General features: G+C 68.6%; 14 protein-coding genes. 7 read left to right on the plus strand and 7 right to left on the minus strand.

Annotated elements, in window-relative coordinates:
- Positions 1-250: 250 nt before the first annotated feature.
- Both Q0907_RS16595 and ggpS read left to right on the plus strand, forming a co-directional pair.
- Positions 251-1420 carry a serine hydrolase domain-containing protein gene (locus Q0907_RS16595; RefSeq protein ID WP_299346899.1) on the plus strand — a complete coding sequence of 390 codons (1170 nt, stop codon included), beginning with the start codon at positions 251-253 and terminating at the stop codon, positions 1418-1420.
- Positions 1421-1808: 388 nt separating this feature from the next.
- Positions 1809-4106: a glucosylglycerol-phosphate synthase gene (ggpS, locus tag Q0907_RS16600; RefSeq protein WP_299346901.1), complete on the plus strand. Its 2298-nt coding sequence runs from the start codon at positions 1809-1811 to the stop codon at positions 4104-4106.
- A gap of 393 nt (positions 4107-4499) precedes the next feature.
- Here the strand turns inward: ggpS and Q0907_RS16605 are convergent, their stop codons facing one another.
- Complete coding sequence (locus Q0907_RS16605; RefSeq protein WP_343229826.1) at positions 4500-4814, minus strand: isocitrate lyase/phosphoenolpyruvate mutase family protein; 315 nt, start codon at positions 4812-4814, stop codon at positions 4500-4502.
- Here Q0907_RS16605 and Q0907_RS16610 point away from each other — a divergent pair.
- Positions 4717-5142 (plus strand): hypothetical protein, encoded by a 426-nt coding sequence (locus tag Q0907_RS16610; RefSeq protein ID WP_299346903.1) that lies wholly within the window; start codon positions 4717-4719, stop codon positions 5140-5142. The two genes, Q0907_RS16605 and Q0907_RS16610, sit on opposite strands and share 98 nt — an antisense overlap.
- Before the next feature lie 270 nt (positions 5143-5412).
- Here Q0907_RS16610 and Q0907_RS16615 read toward each other — a convergent pair whose 3' ends face one another.
- On the minus strand, positions 5413-5631 hold the full coding sequence (locus tag Q0907_RS16615) for a hypothetical protein (RefSeq protein ID WP_299346905.1): 219 nt from the start codon (positions 5629-5631) through the stop codon (positions 5413-5415).
- 428 nt (positions 5632-6059) lie between these two features.
- A complete protein-coding gene (locus Q0907_RS16620) occupies positions 6060-6938 on the minus strand; it encodes a M28 family metallopeptidase (protein WP_299346907.1) in 879 nt (292 codons plus the stop codon).
- Between the two features lie 157 nt (positions 6939-7095).
- Between Q0907_RS16620 and Q0907_RS16625 the strand changes: the two genes are divergently transcribed.
- Complete coding sequence (locus tag Q0907_RS16625; protein WP_299346909.1) at positions 7096-7743, plus strand: response regulator; 648 nt, start codon at positions 7096-7098, stop codon at positions 7741-7743.
- A 217-nt stretch (positions 7744-7960) separates the two neighbouring features.
- Here the strand turns inward: Q0907_RS16625 and Q0907_RS16630 are convergent, their stop codons facing one another.
- A complete protein-coding gene (locus Q0907_RS16630; protein WP_299346910.1) occupies positions 7961-8713 on the minus strand; it encodes a hypothetical protein in 753 nt (250 codons plus the stop codon).
- A 140-nt stretch (positions 8714-8853) separates the two neighbouring features.
- Positions 8854-12030, minus strand: coding sequence for an Rne/Rng family ribonuclease (locus Q0907_RS16635; protein ID WP_299346912.1), 3177 nt, complete (start codon positions 12028-12030; stop codon positions 8854-8856).
- Positions 12031-12415: 385 nt separating this feature from the next.
- Here Q0907_RS16635 and Q0907_RS16640 point away from each other — a divergent pair, with 385 nt between their 5' ends.
- Positions 12416-13414: an RluA family pseudouridine synthase gene (locus Q0907_RS16640; protein ID WP_299346914.1), complete on the plus strand. Its 999-nt coding sequence runs from the start codon at positions 12416-12418 to the stop codon at positions 13412-13414.
- 1 nt (position 13415) lies between these two features.
- On the opposite strand, the gene Q0907_RS16645 is transcribed toward Q0907_RS16640, so the two are convergent.
- Both Q0907_RS16645 and Q0907_RS16650 read right to left on the minus strand, forming a co-directional pair.
- Positions 13416-13829: an energy transducer TonB gene (locus Q0907_RS16645; protein WP_299346916.1), complete on the minus strand. Its 414-nt coding sequence runs from the start codon at positions 13827-13829 to the stop codon at positions 13416-13418.
- The gene (locus Q0907_RS16650) at positions 13829-14176 is read right to left on the minus strand and encodes a 4a-hydroxytetrahydrobiopterin dehydratase (protein ID WP_296282372.1); all 348 of its coding nucleotides are present in this window, start codon (positions 14174-14176) and stop codon (positions 13829-13831) included. Before Q0907_RS16650 ends, Q0907_RS16645 begins: the two co-directional genes overlap by 1 nt.
- 91 nt (positions 14177-14267) lie before the next feature.
- Between Q0907_RS16650 and Q0907_RS16655 the strand changes: the two genes are divergently transcribed.
- A complete protein-coding gene (locus tag Q0907_RS16655; RefSeq protein WP_299346918.1) occupies positions 14268-14864 on the plus strand; it encodes an NfuA family Fe-S biogenesis protein in 597 nt (198 codons plus the stop codon).
- A 15-nt stretch (positions 14865-14879) separates the two neighbouring features.
- Positions 14880-16484 (plus strand): hypothetical protein, encoded by a 1605-nt coding sequence (locus Q0907_RS16660; protein ID WP_299346920.1) that lies wholly within the window; start codon positions 14880-14882, stop codon positions 16482-16484.
- The last annotated feature ends 18 nt before the right edge of the window (positions 16485-16502 follow it).

The raw sequence follows: 16502 nt of genomic DNA on the forward strand, positions 1-16502 counted from the left end.
TCAGGTCCTCGCGAGACCGTTAGTGAGAGAAGAGAGAGCCTTTCAGGTCCTCGCGAGACCGTTAGTGAGAGAAGAGATGCCCTTTCAGGCCCTCGCGAGACCCTTGGTGAGAGAGGCGCGAGGCTTTTTGCCTCTCGCGACCGCCTATGTGTGAGTAGAGGGACAAGAGGAGGCGCCCGGCCGGTCCATGACCTCTGGCGCTCAAGCGGTTCTCCATGGCCCGTATGATTCAACTCACATAGGAGGGGTCATGCGCTCACTGATCGGAATCTGCCTGCTCGCCCTGCTGCCGTTCGCCGCCCCGGCGGCTGGTCCGGCTGCCCATGCCATTCCCACCCGTGTCGCTCTGGACGCGGAAGTCGCGGCGGCCATGAAGGCCGCGCAGGCCAACGGTCTGGCCATCGCGATCATCGACGAAGGCAAGGTGGTCCACGTTGCCGCTTACGGCAAGCGCAATGCGAAAGGCGATCCCCTGCAAGCGGACACCGTCATGTATGGTGCGTCGCTGACCAAGGCAGTGTTCGCCTACACCGTGATGCAGCTGGTGGAGGAGGGCCGACTGGACCTGGACCGCCCCATCGGCGAGTACTTCGACCAGCCGCTGACCGACTATCCCGCCGAAGACGCCTACGGCCCCTGGCCCGACTTGGCCGGCGACTCTCGCTGGAAAGGCATCACCGCACGCCACCTGCTGACCCACAGCAGCGGCTTCGCCAACTTTGCCTTCCTCGAACCCGACGGCAAGCTGCGCATTCACTTCGACCCCGGCACGCGCTATGCCTACTCCGGTGAAGGGTTGATCCTGCTGCAATACGTGATCGAACGCGGGCTGGGCCTGGACCTGGGCGCGGAGATGCAGCGGCGCGTGTTCGACCGCTTCGGCATGCCGAACACCAGCATGATCTGGCGTGCCGATTTCGCCGCCAACCTGGCCGATGGCTGGATGGAAGACGGCACGGTCGAGCCGCACGACGAGCGCGGTCGCGTGCGCGCGGCCGGGTCGATGGACACCACCATCACGGACATGGCGGACTTCGCTGCGGCCTACATCAACGGAGAAGGCCTGCGTGCGGATACGTTCGCCGCGATGACGTCGCCGCAATTGCCCATCACCACGGCCTCGCAATTCCCCTCATTGCAGGACGAACTGCCCGCCCCACAGCGACGCAAGGATCTCGCTGCGGGCCTGGGGGTGGTGGTGTTCGACGGCCCGCAAGGCGCGGGCTTCTACAAGGGCGGGCACAACGACTCCACCGGCAATACCTGGGTGTGCGTGAAACAGCGCAAGCGCTGCGTCGTGATCCTGGGCAACGATGTGCGCGCGGAGCGCGCATTTCCTCGGCTGGTGTCGTTCGTGCTGGGCGACACCGGCGTGCCGTGGAGATGGGAGTACGGCGCCGGCAAGGGCTTCATCGACTGATGCGGCGACGTGCATTCGACGCGGATCCCTGTTGGATCGCCGTTCGATCGCGACGCCGGTGCTCTGCCGTCGATAGTGGAATGTGCAGGAAATCGCCGGAAATTACGCATATTCACGCATGCATTTAACGTTCTTAACATCGCGTTGACCTGCGCGATGACGATGCGGACTACAATGCTGCATCGCATCAGTCGATGTCCGCGTCCATGTCCGGGGACGGACGCGCATCTGCCGCGCTTCTGCGCGCAGCGTGCCTCGCACGCGACACACCTTCTTTCCGCACCCGCCTAGCGGTGCCCCTCCGATGCGTGATTCCCCGCCTGCGTCCTGTGACGCATCCGCGTCGTGCCGTGTGCGCGGCTTCCCTCGCGACCATGGAGTGCACCTCATGACCCTGTTGAAACATCCTTCGCAACCTGTCCTTCTCGCCACCGATCTCGACGGCACCTTCCTGGCCGGCGACGCGGAGGCGCGCAAGCGCCTGTACCACCTCGTCGACGCGCATCCGGACGTCAAGCTGGCGTGGGTCACCGGTCGCGGCCGTGAAGCGATCCTGCCGCTGTTGGCCGATCCCGGACTGCCCACGCCGGACTACGTGATCTGCGACGTCGGCGCGACCGTTCTGCGCACCGCCGACATGCAGCCGATCCAGCCGCTGCAGTCGGCCATCGAAGCGCGCTGGCCGGGCGAGCATGTGGTGGCCGAGGCCATGCGCCGCTTTCCCATGCTGGTGCGGCAGGAAGTGCCGCAGGAGCGGCGCTGCTCCTATTACTGCCATCCCGAACAGCTCTCCACGATCCAGGCCGACGTGGAGACCGTCGCCGCCTCGCTGGGCTGCGAAGTACTGTATTCGGCCGACCGCTACCTGGACATCCTGCCGCGCGACACGCGCAAGGGCAGCACGCTGACCGCGCTGGTGGACGAGCTGGCACTCGACCCGTCGCGCGTGCTGGTGGCCGGCGACACGCTCAACGACCTGTCGATGTATGGCGAGGGCTTCCCCGGCGTGTGCGTGGGCGAATCCGAGCCGGCGCTGATCGCCGCCACGGCCGACATGGACAACGTGCTGCATGCCGATGCGCCGGGCTGCGGCGGCATCCTGCAGGCGATGGCGCACTTCGCGCTGCTGGAGGCGGACGACTACCGGCCCACGCTGCATCCGCCCGGCAAGGCGGAACTGGTGATGGTCTACCACCGCCTGCCGTACGAGGAACACATCGTCGATGGACAGCGCGTGCGCCGCCCGCACAGTTCGCCGAACGGCATCATCCCGAGCCTGTTGAGTTTCTTCGGCGATGGCCAGCCCGGTTCGTGGGTGGCGTGGACGGTGGACGATCCGAAGGCACCCCCCATCGAGCCGCGCGCGCCGGTGGACGCCGAACGCTATCCGGGCCTTACCGCCACCCACGTGCCGCTGACCAAGCATGAGGTGGACGTGTTCTACAACCGCTTCTCGAAGGAGGCGTTCTGGCCGGTGATCAACAGCTTCTGGGAGCGCGCGCGTTTCAGCGAGGACGACTGGGACCTGTTCAAGCGCGTCAACCGCCGCTTCGCCGAGGCTGCCGCCGCCGAGGCCGCGCCGGGTGCGACCGTCTGGTTGCACGACTACAACCTGTGGATGGTGCCGTCGGTGCTGCGCGAACTGCGGCCGGACGTGAAGATCGCCTTCTTCCACCACACGCAGTTTCCCTCGGCGGACATCTTCGCGGTCCTGCCGTGGCGCCGCGAGATCCTCGGCAGCCTGCTGGCCTGCGACTACGTGGGCTTCCACATCCCGCGCCATGCCGAGAACTTCACCGACGCGGTGCGCAGCACGTTCCCGGTCGAGGTTACGCGGCGCGCGTCGTGCGCGCCGCGCTTCATGACCTTCGGCTGCGCGGTCGGCGTGGAGGACATGGCCACGGAGTTGCGTATTGACGGACGCACGGTGCGCATCGGTGCGCACCCGATCGGCACCGACGTGGGGCGCATCCGGGCCTGTCTCGAGACGGAGCAGGTGGCGGACGACATCGCGCGCATCCGCGACGAGATCGGCCGGCGCAAGCTGGTGCTGTCGATCGAACGGCTGGACTACACCAAGGGGATCCTGCAGAAGCTGCAGGCCTTCGAACGCCTGCTGGACGAGTCGCCCGAGCTGCGCGGCGAAGTGACGCTGGTGCTGGTCTGCGTGCCCGCCGCGAAGGAGATGACCATCTATCGCCCGCTGCAGCAGCAGATCGAACAGGCGGTGGGGCGCATCAACGGTCGGCTGTCGCAGCTGGACTGGACGCCGGTGCGCTTCTTCGCCCGCGTGCTGCCCTTCGCCGACGTGGTGGCGCACTACGCGGCCGCCGACGTCATGTGGATCACGCCGTTGCGCGATGGCCTGAACCTGGTGGCGAAGGAGTTCGTCGCCGTGCAGGGACTGGACGGTGGCGATGGCGTGCTGGTGCTGTCCGAGTTCGCCGGCGCGGCCGCGGAGCTGAAGGGTGCGGTGCTGACCAATCCGCACGACCCGGCCGACCTGGCGCGCACGCTGCGGCAGGCACTGGGGATGACGCCGGGCGAGCGCGAGGACCGTCAGCGTCGGCTGTTCGACATCGTGCGGCACTACGACCTGTCGCGCTGGGGGCGCGAGTTCCTCGCCGCTGCGCGTGGCGTGGACGACACGCCCACGGCCGGAGCGCACACTGCGATCGCCGCGTAACGCATTTACGTTTGACGCGTCCCCCGTGGGCCGCGATAGTCGCCTCACAGACGGAGGGGGGACGCCGCGATGCGGATGATGGTCGTGAGGAGCATGGCGTGGCTGCTGATCGCGGCCACGGCGCTCGTGTTGTTCGGCCTGGCCCAGGTACCGGAGCTGTGGGCGCGCTGAGCGCCGCGGCCAAAAGAAAACCCGACCAGGTCGGTCGGGTCTGAAAGGGGGAGTCCCCGGCTCCGGCAGTGCTGCTTGCTCAAGGCAGCGCCCGTTTCCGTTGCAGAGCGGCCATTCGTGGCCTGCGCAGGGCGTGCTGCCGGGGACGCGTCCATGGTCGTGGATGGCGCTCACCTTCGCAGTCGGGTGTAGCCCCGCCGTGCTGTAGGGAAATTCCTACCCTCATCCGTGATCGGATGCAGCGAACAACCCGTTGACCGCACCGTAGCCCATCGCCTGCGGATCGGGCAGTGACGTCGCATCCTCGTGCAGGAACGCGCTGACCTGCGCCGCCAGGCGACCGTACATCGATTCGGCCAGCGCCGAACCCGTGCTGATGCGTCGTACGCCCCACGCCTGCAGCGCGGCCAGGTCCTGCAGCTGCGGGCGCACCATCAGGTTGAGCGGCAGGCCGCAGCGCGCGACCAGCGTGCGGATCGCGTCCGCATCGACCAGCCCCGGCGCGAACAGGCCGTCGGCGCCAGCATCGCGATACAGATCGGCGCGCCACGGTTTCCTCGAGGCGTGCGCCTTCTACCACCAGGCCGCGAAGATATACGTCGGTGCGCGCGTTGATGAAGACATCCAGCCCATGGCGCACGCACGCCGCGCGGATGGCACGGATCTTCGTGGCGAGCAGCGCGGGGTCGCGTGCGCCGTCTTCCAGATTGATGCCTGCCGCGGCCGCTTGCACGGCTTGGACCACGGTATCCGCTACGGCGGCGGGATCGTCGGAGTAGCCGCCTTCCATGTCAACGGTCAGCGGCACATGGATGGCGCGCGCGATGCCGGCGACGGCGTGCAGCAACGCGTCCTTGTCCAGTGAGTCACCGTCGGGATAGCCTTGTGCCCACGCAAGTCCCGCACTGGTGGTGGCGACGGCAGGTGCGCCCAGGTGTTCGATCAGACGGGCCGTTCCCGCGTCCCAGGCATTGGCGAGGCGCAGCAGACCCTTGGAATGCAGATTTCGGAAGCGCGAGACCGCGGAAAGATGCGTCATGGCAGGTCGTCGGAAGAAACGGGCGCACAGAGTGCCACGCGCGTCACTTCAGGACTCACCGCTTGCGGACAGCAATAACCGTCGCGTGCCCGTGGATCAGGCGCAGAGACGCCAGCCCTCGAACAGGCGCCAGCGACCGTCGCCGCCTTCGATATTGATGGCGTACTCCAGCCCCTGCTGGTGGCGCTGGTTGGCCAGCTTGACGGCATAACCCAAGGCCGCGCCCGGGCTGCTGAAGTGCAGGGGAGGGGATTCGTTGATCGACAGCTCGTACGAGCCATCGTCGGCGGGAGCGTGGAAGAGATCGAACGTCATCATGGGGATGCGGAATGCGTTGCCTGTGGTGCAACGTACGGCGCGACGCGTGATGCGGACGCATACGCGGGCAATCTGGTTCCACGCGATTAAGTCATGTGGAAATGGCGTGAGAAAACTGTGCAGTCAGGCTGAACGCCATGCACGCGGTCTTCGCATCCGCGTCCGTAAAACAGCGCGCAGTGGTCGGGCCGGCGGATCCACCCCTTCTGCCTCCCGCGACCCCCTGCTACCGAGCCGCAAGGCTGACACCCAGGGCACCACGAGAGAACCGAACGCAGCGCACCGGACACCCCCTGTTCCTTAGCTGCGCCTGGCGGTGGACCGCGAGTCCGACACCGTCGCCGCCCGGAGAGCCAGGCGTGTTCTCGCCCCCCAATGCAAACGGGCCCGAAAGGGCCCGTTTGTGTGTCCGGCGCGGTGCAGGCTCAGTGTGCGGGAGCGGCATCCCAGGCGCGTAGCCCGTGTTCCACGACGCGCAGGGCATCGTCCACGCGACCGCTGTCCAGTTCTGCGGCCGTATCGCGGGCGCTGTGGATCACCTGCATCACCTTCGGCATCTGCGCCGGCTTGCCGCCGCCGAAGACCGCCAGGATCGGGTCAATCTCATCGCCACCGACCAGCGAGAACGACACCGCCGGCCAACCCGCCTTGAGGAAGGCGAGGTGGTCGGTGGGCGGGTACTTGTCGCCGGGCTGGAAGCCGAGTTTCTCGTGCTTGCTGGATGCCCGCAGGGCGGCGACCAGCAGGCTGTCGCCACTGTCGCTGGCGGGCTGCATCATCCACAGCGTGTCGCCCCAGCCGAATACGTCGAAGTTGACGTAGAGCGCCGGTTTCTCGCGTCCCGGCGTAGCGACCCACGCGCGCGAGCCGAGCAGGCCCTTCTCCTCCAGGTCCCAGAACACGACCCGCACGCGGTGGTGTGCCAGGGGCTTCGCTTTCAATGCCTGCGCCAGCTCCAGCACGGCCGCGACGCCGGACGCGTTGTCCGTGGCTCCGTGGCCGACGTCGACCTTGTCGTAGTGTGCGCCGATCAGCAGCAGCGGCGCCTTGCCGGGGCCGCCCAGGTCGGCGACCAGGTTCTGCCCGGACTGTCCGTCCTGCTCGAACGCCTCACGCTTCCATTCGATGCCGAGCGCCGTCAGGCGCTGGCCGATGGCATCGCCGCGTGCGGCAGTGTCGCTGCGCGCACTGACCGCTTCGACTTGCTGCAGCCAGCGATCGGAGACGTCGTCGGCCCAAGCGGGCACGCTGGTGAGGAGGGACAACAGGAGGGCGTGGCGGGCGCAGCGGCGCAGAGAGGTCATGGCGGAATTCCGGTGGAAAGCGCGAGTATGCCGCAGGCCCGCGGCGGTCTCGACCGGCCGGGGCGCCCGCCGCCGGCGTGCGTCGATACAATGTTAATTGCGCGGCGATGGACGCCACCCCTACGCTCCACCCGTATCCCCCAAGGCATCCGTCTCCATGACCATCCGTGTTTTCCTGATCGACGACCACGCGCTGGTGCGCACCGGCATGCGCCTGATCCTCGGTACGGAGACCGACATCGAGGTGGTGGGCGAGGCGGAAACCGGCGAGGCCGCCCTGCCGCTGGTTCGCCAGCTGAAGCCAGACGTGGTGCTGTGCGACCTGCACCTGCCGGGCTACAGCGGACTGGAGGTGACCGAGCGCATCGTGCGCGCCGATATCGGCGTGCGGGTCATCATCGTGTCGGTGCTCGAAGACGGCCCGCTGCCGAAGCGCCTGCTGGAAGCCGGTGCATCCGGCTACCTGGGCAAGGCCGGCGACGCCACCGAGCTGATCCGCGCCGTGCGCGATGTCGCCCGCGGCAAGCGCTACCTGGGCAGCAACGTGGCGCAGAACCTGGCGCTGCACACCGTGGGCGGCGACGCGTCGCCATTCGATGCGCTCTCGCCGCGCGAACTGGAAGTCGCCATGCTGCTCACGCAGGGCATGCGCCAGGAAGAGATCGCGCGCCGGCTCAACCTCAGCGCGAAGACGGTCAACACGCACAAGACGCGCCTGTTCGAGAAGACCGGCGTGCAGGACAACATCGCCCTGGCGCGCTTGGCCGCCCAGTGGGGCCTGATGGACCCGACACGGTCGCTCTGAGCGACCGGCAACGCGTGGACGGAGCGGGCGTGCATTGGATCGTCCTCGGAGGTCACTCCCGCGCAGGAGGGACTCCATGACCTGTTCGAGCCGCGATACGCCACGCAGGCAGCAACGGGGCTTGGCGTCCGCAGGTCGGCGGTGGACTAACCGGTTCGACCACGACGCCGTCATTCCGGCGCACGCATGGAATGCCAGGCGTGCGTGAGGATGGGCGCTAGCGCGCAGGCTGCGCCTCTGTTCTTTCTTCCATCGCCGCGGTGCAGGTCTGCAGCGAGTCCACCATGGCGTCGGCAAGCTCCGTGGCGCGTGTCTCCAGCGCGGCGCGCGCTTCGCCTTCGGCGGGCACACCCAGCACCGCGATCTCGTAACGGCTGCCGCCGTGCACGAACAGGCGGTGCACGGAGAGCGAATGGAGCGGTTCGTCGGGTGCGTTCAACAGGGGACGTGCAACCGGGAAGGGTGCGTCCGGGTCATCGTCGCCGATATTCAGCAGCCGCAGCCGCACCGTGGGCCCGAACGAGGATGTGCCGGTATCCACGCGGTAGCGGTCGGCCGACGCGACCGCAGTGACGGCGCGCGAGTTGTTGTATTCGCGCTGCAGCAGCCCGCGGTACTCGTCGGCGGCACTGCGGTCTCTCGGCAAGGTGGAGGTGACCACGTAGGCGCTCATATCGTTCTCGTAACGCAGGCGGTAGAACGAGATCGCGCCGCCGCCCAACGTGCCGTGCACGACATCCCGGGCCGGTCGGATGGGGGGCATGTCGATGCAGTACACATCGAGGAAGGTCCACTCGAACAGGAGCGACTGCGCGCCGCCCGTGCCCTTCATCTGATAGGGCCCCTCGGTCCATCCCCCGACGCTGCGCTGCTGGGCGTCCGCCGTGAGCGGCTGCGTGGACAGGAGGGTGGCCGCCGCGACGGTGATCATGACACGCGCCGCGCCTGCGGGCAGGGAGGGTCGCTTCATGACAGGCATCCATGCACTGGGAACATGGAATGACTGTAGTCGCATCATTGCGTGACTGCCACCCGCTGGTGTCCGGCGCCCTGAAACGACACTGGCCGCTTGCGCGGCCAGTGTGTGTTCACGCCAGGAAACGCGGCGCGTCAGGCGCTGCGCTCTTCCGTGCCGTCATCGTCCTGACCGTCGGCCGCCGCGATCCCGTCGGCAGGCTTGGCCGGTGTGACCACCGGTTCGAACAGGCTGCGCGTGACCGACGGCGGCGTGTCTGCATCGGCGACGAAGAACAGCGAGCCGGTGGCCGGCGCGCTGATGGGCTTCGGCACGACCGGGGGCGTCGTCGGTGCTGCGGGCACCACCGTTGCTTCGGTATCGGCGACGGTGGCCTCGTTCACGGCATCGACCAGATCGATCTGCACGGGCTCGCTACGCACGGCGGCGATCGCCGGGGTCTCCACCTGCGTGTCCGCCGTCTCGACGGCGGCGACCGGCGCAACCGTCGCGACCGCCTCGATGACCGCGGAGGCCGGTTCCGCGCCGATCTCGGCCTTCACCGTCTCGACGATGGCGACCGCGGCCGGGGTCTCATGCTGCACGGTGGCGTTCACCTCGGGCTGGATGCGCGCGGCTTCTGCCTTCACTGCGTCGATGACCTCGACGGCTGCGACCGCCTCGGGCACGACCGGTGCAGGCACGCTCGCGGGAGCGGGGGCGACGTCCGCTTGGGCGTCGGATGCAGTGGCCGCAGTCGCCACGACCGGTGCGGCAGCGGCGACGGGTGCGGGCGCATTCGGTTTCGGTGCACGCGGTGCGGCGACGGCCGGCTCTTCGTCGTCGAAATCGAACTCCGGCTGCGAGCGGTCCGCGACCGGGGTGTCGTCATCGCTACCGAGCTCATCGACCGACACGCCTTCTTCGCCGATGGCACCGGTTTCGCCGTTGCCGCGACGGCGGCGGCGGCCACCACGACGGCCGCGGCGGCGACGGCCACCTTCGCCCGTGTCGCCGGCGTCGGCGGACGGGACCGCATCGCCGTCGATGGCAGCGATCTGCTTCGCCTCGAGTTCGGTTGCCGGTGCGTCGGGCAGCGGGGTCGCCACGGGCGCGTCGGCCGGGGGGGTGAAGCGCGCGATATCCGGCGTGGCGGCCACGGCCGCGGCGGCGGTCACCGTCTCGACAGGGGTCGTGCCGGTCGGCTTCTGCGCATCCTGCTGCGGCGTGCGCGGGGCCTGCGGGCGCTGGCTTTCCTGCCCCTGCGGCTTGTTGCCTCCCTGCTGGCCCTGGGGCTGCCGGGGTGCCTTCGGCTGCTGTGCAGGGCCCTGGCCGTTCTGCGGCTGGCCGCCTTGCGGCTTCTGCTGCTTCTGGCCCTGTTGCTCGTTGCGCGGCTTCTGCTGCTGGGCGTTGCCGCCCTGCACCTTGTCGCCCTTGCCGCGCTCGTCGCGGCGGTTGTTGTCCTGCTTGCCGCCACGGCCCTGGTTCTGCTGGCCCCGGTTGTCGCGGTTCTCGCGACGGGCATTGCCATTGCGGTCGTTGCGCGGGCGGCTGTCCTGCTGCGGACGCGCCTGCGGGGCCGGTGCCGCGGCTTCGCCGCCACCGAACAGGCGCTTGAAGAAGCCGACCACGCCGCCCGATGCGGGTGCGGCCACGGCGACGGGTGCCGCGACCGGAGCAGGAGCGGGCGCCACCGGTGCCGGCGCCTCACGCTCTTCACGCACCGGGGCCGGCTGCGTGTGCTTGACGTGGGTGACGGCGGGCGCAGCCGGGATATTGAGCTGCGCCTTGGTCAGGGCATGCACGGGCAGCTTGCGCTGGGTGCCGCGGTGGTAGCTGGGCTTGCTGCTTTCTTCGCCCAGTTCGTTCTCGCGGATGCGGGTGACTTCGTAGTGCGGCGTGTGCAGCGCCTCGTCGGCCACGATGATGACGGGCGCATCGTGGCGCTGCTCGATCTCGCGCAGCGCGCTGCGCTTCTCGTTGAGCAGGAAGTTGGCGATCTCGAGCGGGGCCTGGATCAGCACCTGCCCCGTGTTGTCCTTCATCGCATGCTCTTCGGCCACGCGGATGATCGACAGCGACAGCGATTCGACGCTGCGCATGCGGCCATGGCCTTCGCAGCGCGGGCAGACGATCTGGCTGGATTCGCCCAGCGACGGACGCAGGCGCTGGCGGCTCATCTCGAGCAGGCCGAAGCGCGAGATGCGGCCGATCTGCACGCGGGCGCGGTCGTACTTCAGCGCGTTCTGCAGCTTGTTCTCGACTTCGCGCTGGTGCTTGTTGCTGGACATGTCGATGAAGTCGATCACCACAAGACCGCCCAGGTCGCGCAGGCGCAGCTGGCGGGCCACTTCCTCGGCCGCCTCCATGTTGGTGTGGAACGCGGTTTCCTCGATGTCGCCGCCCTTGGTGGCGCGCGCCGAGTTGACGTCGATGGCGGTCAGCGCCTCGGTCTGGTCGACCACGATGGAGCCGCCGGAGGGCAGGCGGACGTTGCGCTCATACGCGCCTTCGATCTGCGATTCGATCTGGAAGCGGTTGAACAGCGGGATGTCGTCCTTGTACGGCTTCAGCTTGCGCAGGTTGTGCGGCATGACCTGCTGCATGAACTCGCGCGCGGTCTCGTACAGCTCGTCGGTGTCGACCAGGATCTCGCCCACGTCGCTGCGCAGGTAGTCGCGCAGGGCGCGCACGATCAGGCGGCTTTCCTGGTAGATCAGGAACGGAGCCGGCTTGGTCAGCGCGGCTTCGGCGATCGCCTTCCACACGCTGAGCAGGTAGTCCAGGTCCCACTGCAGCTCTTCGGCGTCGCGGCCGACGCCGGCGGTGCGGATGATCACGCCCATGTCGTCGGGAATGGCCAGCGCGTCCATCGCCTTCTTCAGCTCGGCGCGGTCGTCGCCCTCGATGCGGCGCGACACGCCACCGGCGGTGGGCGAGTTCGGCATCAGCACCATGTAGCGGCCGGCAAGGGAGATGAACGTGGTCAGGGCGGCGCCCTTGTTGCCGCGCTCGTCCTTGTCCACCTGGACGACGACTTCCTGGCCTTCCTTCAGCAGCTCGCGGATGCCGGCCTTGTTGTGGTCGACACCGGCCTGGAAGTAGTCGCGGGAGATTTCCTTCAGCGGCAGGAAGCCATGGCGGTCAGCGCCGTAATCGACGAAGGCGGCTTCCAGGGAGGGCTCGAGCCGGGTGATGCGGCCCTTGTAGATGTTGGACTTCTTCTGTTCCTTCGACGGCTGTTCGATATCGATGTCGTACAGGGTCTGACCGTCGACGATGGCCACGCGCAGCTCTTCGGCCTGCGTGGCATTGATCAACATGCGTTTCATTGTGCGTTCCTCGCGCGCTGCTACCGCGCGGAACGCCATGGGGTTTCGCCTCTGGAACGTTGCACCGCCCCTTGCGCAGGCGCAGCGGGGCGGATCGGGTTTCCAGCGCTACGACACCACGGCAGGCCGCGGGAGCGCTTTTCTTTCTAATAGGTGTTGCGGGGCCGGCGGCAGCTTCCCCCAAGAGGTGGCGCCACGCGGGACATGTTCAGCATCAGGTGCCGTCACGCACCCGGCGGTATCCGGGCCTGCCGATCAGCCGCTAACATGGCCGCCCCTGGGGCGGTGGCCGCGCACTTGCCGGAATCGCGGGGAGACGGGCTTCTGGCCCAACTGCAACTCCCTGCGAAATCAAACCCTTATCTCGCCCTCCGAGTGTAACAGAATGAATGGCTCCAACCCCAGCCCCCCCACCGCCAAGCCTGCCGCCGCCGCCAAGAGCACGGTGCGGACGGTCACGGTGCCGGCGGACCGGGGCGGCCAGCGGCTGGACAACTTCCTGCTGGGGCAACTGAAGGGTGCCCCGCGCAGCTTGGTCTACAAGCTGGTGCGGAGCGGCCAAGTGCGGGTGAACGGGGGGCGGGCCAAGGCGGAGCGGAAGCTGGAGGGCGGGGACGAGGTCCGCATTCCGCCCGTCAGTCTCACGGAAGTGGGAGAGAAGGTCGCGCCTCCCTCAGGCTTCCTGAAGCGGATGGAGGCCGCCATCGTGTTCGAGGACGAGCGCCTGCTGGTGATCAACAAGCCGACCGGCGTGGCCAGCCATGGCGGCAGCGGGATCAGCCACGGCGCCATCGAGACGATGCGCGCCCTGCGGCCGAACCAGACGCTGGAACTGGTGCACCGGCTGGACCGCGACACCTCCGGCCTGCTGGTGATGGCCAAGAAGCGCTCCGCGCTGTCCGAACTGCAGGCGCTGCTGCGCGAGGACAGCGAGGACGGAGCGCGCGGGATCGAGAAGCGCTACCTGACGCTGCTGGTCGGCCGCATGCCCGACGGGGTGATGAGCGTGGACGCCCCGCTGCACATCGGCCTGCGCCAGGGTGGCGAGCGCCATGTACAGGTGCATCGCGATGGCAAGGCGTCGCTGAGCCACTTCCGTGTGCTGGAGCGTCGTGGCGGGCATTCGTACTGCGAGGTCCGCATCGATACCGGCCGCACCCACCAGATCCGCGTGCATGCGCAGCACATCGGCCATCCCGTGGCCGGCGACGACAAGTACGGCGATCCGGCCGTGAACAGGCGGCTGCGGGAGCAGGTGGGCTTGAAACGCCTGTTCCTGCACGCGGCGTCGCTGCAGTTCGCCCTGGACGGCGGCAGGACGCCGTACGTGCTCAGCGCGCCGCTGTCGGAGGATCTCGCGGACGCGCTGGAACGACTGGGCTGATTCAGCCCGCGCCCTGCGCGAAGCACCGGGTCGGCTTCTCCAGCACCGGCGGGAACGTCACCGGGACGTTGATGGTGTGGCTGACCGGTTTGCCGTTGCGCGTGGCGGCGCGGAATTTCCAGGTCTGCACCGCGTCGAGCGCCGCCTTGTCGAGCGAGGCGTTGCCGCTGCCCTGCACCTGCGCGACACGTGCCGGCACGCCGTCCTGTTCGACCGTCACCCGCAGCACGGTGGTGCCACCGGCACCATCGCACTCGGCATCGACGGGGTAGACGGGGGGCGGCGTGTCGATGGCGGCCAGTTCGGTAGGCGCGACCAGGGGCGCGGCGGATTCTTCCTGCTGCTTGGCGCAGGCCGACAGCACGAGGATGCCCGCGAGCATGGAGAAGGCGGGCGGGACGAGGCGAAGTCGCATCAGGATTCTCCCAGCAGGGCGCCGGCCTTGGCGGCGCAGATGAAGTCGTTCTCGCTCAGGCCGCCGACGTCGTGCGTCGAGTAGCGCACGACGGCGCGGTTGTAGTGCACGCCGAGATCGGGGTGGTGGTCTTCGGCATGCGCAACGAAGGCGAGGGCGTTCACGAACGCCATCGTCTCGTAGTAATCCGCGAAGGCGAACGTCCGCAGCAGTGCGTGGCCGTCCTCGACCAGCTCCCATCCAGGGATCTGCGGCAGCAGCTCGGCGATGCGGGCAGGCGGCAGGCGATGCTCGCTGCCACGCAGCGGCACGCAGTGCGCGCGGGCCAGGGGGATGAGATCGGACATGGCGCGGCTCCTGCTGGGACCAGTCTGAATGAACCACGACGACCGGCCTGTGGATGTGAATGCCCCTCGGGCAGGGGGCTAGAATAGCGCCATGATCCAGATTTCCGACAGCGCACAGGCGCACTTCCGCAAGTTGATCGAACGCGAAGCCTTGCCTGGCCTGGGCGTCAGGCTGAGTGCCGTGCATCCGGGCACGGCGCAGGCCGATGCGCGGCTGGAGTTCGCCGAGCCGAGCGACCTGGCAGGCGATGAATGGGCCGTGGATTGCGACGGGTTCACCTTGTATGTCGATGCCGCCAGCGTGCATTGGCTCGACGGCGCCGACATCGACTACGTGCTGAAAGGCGCCAGCACCCAGCTGACCATCAAGGCGCCGCGCATCAAGGGCGAAGCGCCCGGCGATGCGGCGTCGCTGGTCGAGCGCGTGCGCTGGGTCGTCGACAACGAGATCAATCCGCAACTGGCGTCGCACAAGGGCCGTGTGGCGGTCGAAGAAGTCGGCGGCGATGGCGTGGTGTGGCTGCGGTTCGGTGGCGGCTGCCACGGCTGTGGCATGGCGGACGTCACGCTCAAGCAAGGCATCGAGAAGACGTTGATGGCACGCGTACCCGGCGTCACCGCCGTGCGCGATGCCACCGACCATGAAACGGGCGACGCGCCCTACATCCCGCGCGGCAACGCGGCCTGACGGGGTCCTGCGCCGGTGACGAACGCCACCGACGTCATCGCACACCTGCTGCCGCGCAAGGCGGCCACCATCGTCGAGCGCCAGACCGGCCTGCCGTTTGGCTGGGGCCTGTGGTTGCGTGCCTTGCCGGAGCGACTGGGCCGCATCACCCGCGAGAAGGCCGATGGCATCGTCGATGCCGTCGCGCTGCGTGCGCCGCGCGCCCGGACCGCGCCACCGTTCCTGCCCAGCCGGCTGACTGCGTTACGGTCGCTGTTCTATCAGGGCTGGGGTCCGCCGCCGCGCGAAGAGCGCTGGATGCGCTGGCTCGCGGGTTTCAGCAGCAGCCTGCTGCACCTGATGTTCTTCCTGTTCCTGCTGTGGGTGGCGCTGGTGCAGATTCCGCCACCGCGGCCCGATGCCGGCGACAGCAGTCGCGTGAGGCTGGAGATGGTCGGCGACGGCAGCCCGGATGACGTGGGCGGTGCCGTGGAGGCGGGCGAGACCGCCAGTGAGCAGAGCGCAGCGGCGACGGCGTCGCCCGCCGCTGCGCCGTCACTGACCTCGACTCCTCCGCAGCCGACCGAAACGCCGCCGCCTTCGGACGCTGATGCACCGGAGGTTGCGGTGGACATGCCGCCCTTACCGCTGCGCGAGGTGCCGTTGCCGGAGATTGCGGAACAGCCGCTGCAGGTGACCGAGGTGGCCGAACCCACGCGCGCGTTCGTCTTGCTGCCGCCCACGCCCCGGCAGCCGGAGATCCGACCGCCGGCGATGCGGGAAATCGGCGTGCCCACGCGCGACATTCCCGTGCCCGTCACCGCGCCCGTCGTGCGCCGCAAGATACCGATGCGAGCTGTCGACGTGCCGGCTGTCGCCACGCGGGAAGCGGAAGTCCGCGAACGCGAAATGGCGGTGCCTGCTCCAGCGGTGCGGAACGTGCCGGTACCGACACGCGATATTGCACCGCGTGCCCTCGCGACACGTGAGCCCAGCGTGCGCCAGGCGGAGATCAATGAGCCCTCTCCCCGGGCAGCACCGGCGCCGGCCGCCAGCGCCAACGCCAACGCCAACGCCAACGCATCTACCGCGCCCCGGGGCACGACGGCCCCGGCGTCGGGTGCGCGCGGACCCATGCCGACCCCCCGTGCCGGTGGCTGGGACACTCCCGCGCGCGCCGACGACTGGGGCAACGCGCGGCGCGAGGTCGCCGGCGACAGCGTCGCGGATGGACGCGGCAACGCGGGTCTCTACAACGCCGATGGCAGTCTGCGCGTGCCCGGCAATGCGGGCGACGCGGCGGCGGAGCGGGGCGCTCCCGGCGGCGGCAACGATCAGTGGACCCGCGAACGGCTGGCGGAGGCGGGTACGTGGCTGCAGCGGCCGCCGTACGACTACGAGCCGACCAGCTTCGACAAATACTGGGTGCCGAGCGAGTCGCTGCTGGCCGAATGGGTGCGGCGGAATGTCCGCGAAGTCGACATTCCCATCCCGGGCACCAACATGAAGCTCAAGTGTTCGATTTCCGTCCTGCAACTGGGCGGAGGCTGTGGCCTCGGCAGCCTGTTCCCCGAGCCGCCCAAGGCCCGCCCGCCACCGGAGATCCCGGTCAAGCGCACGCCGATCCCGACGGACAGCTGATTAGGTCGACGCGCGCGT

Source organism: uncultured Pseudoxanthomonas sp. (assembly GCF_947498795.1).
Lineage (GTDB): Bacteria > Pseudomonadota > Gammaproteobacteria > Xanthomonadales > Xanthomonadaceae > Pseudoxanthomonas_A.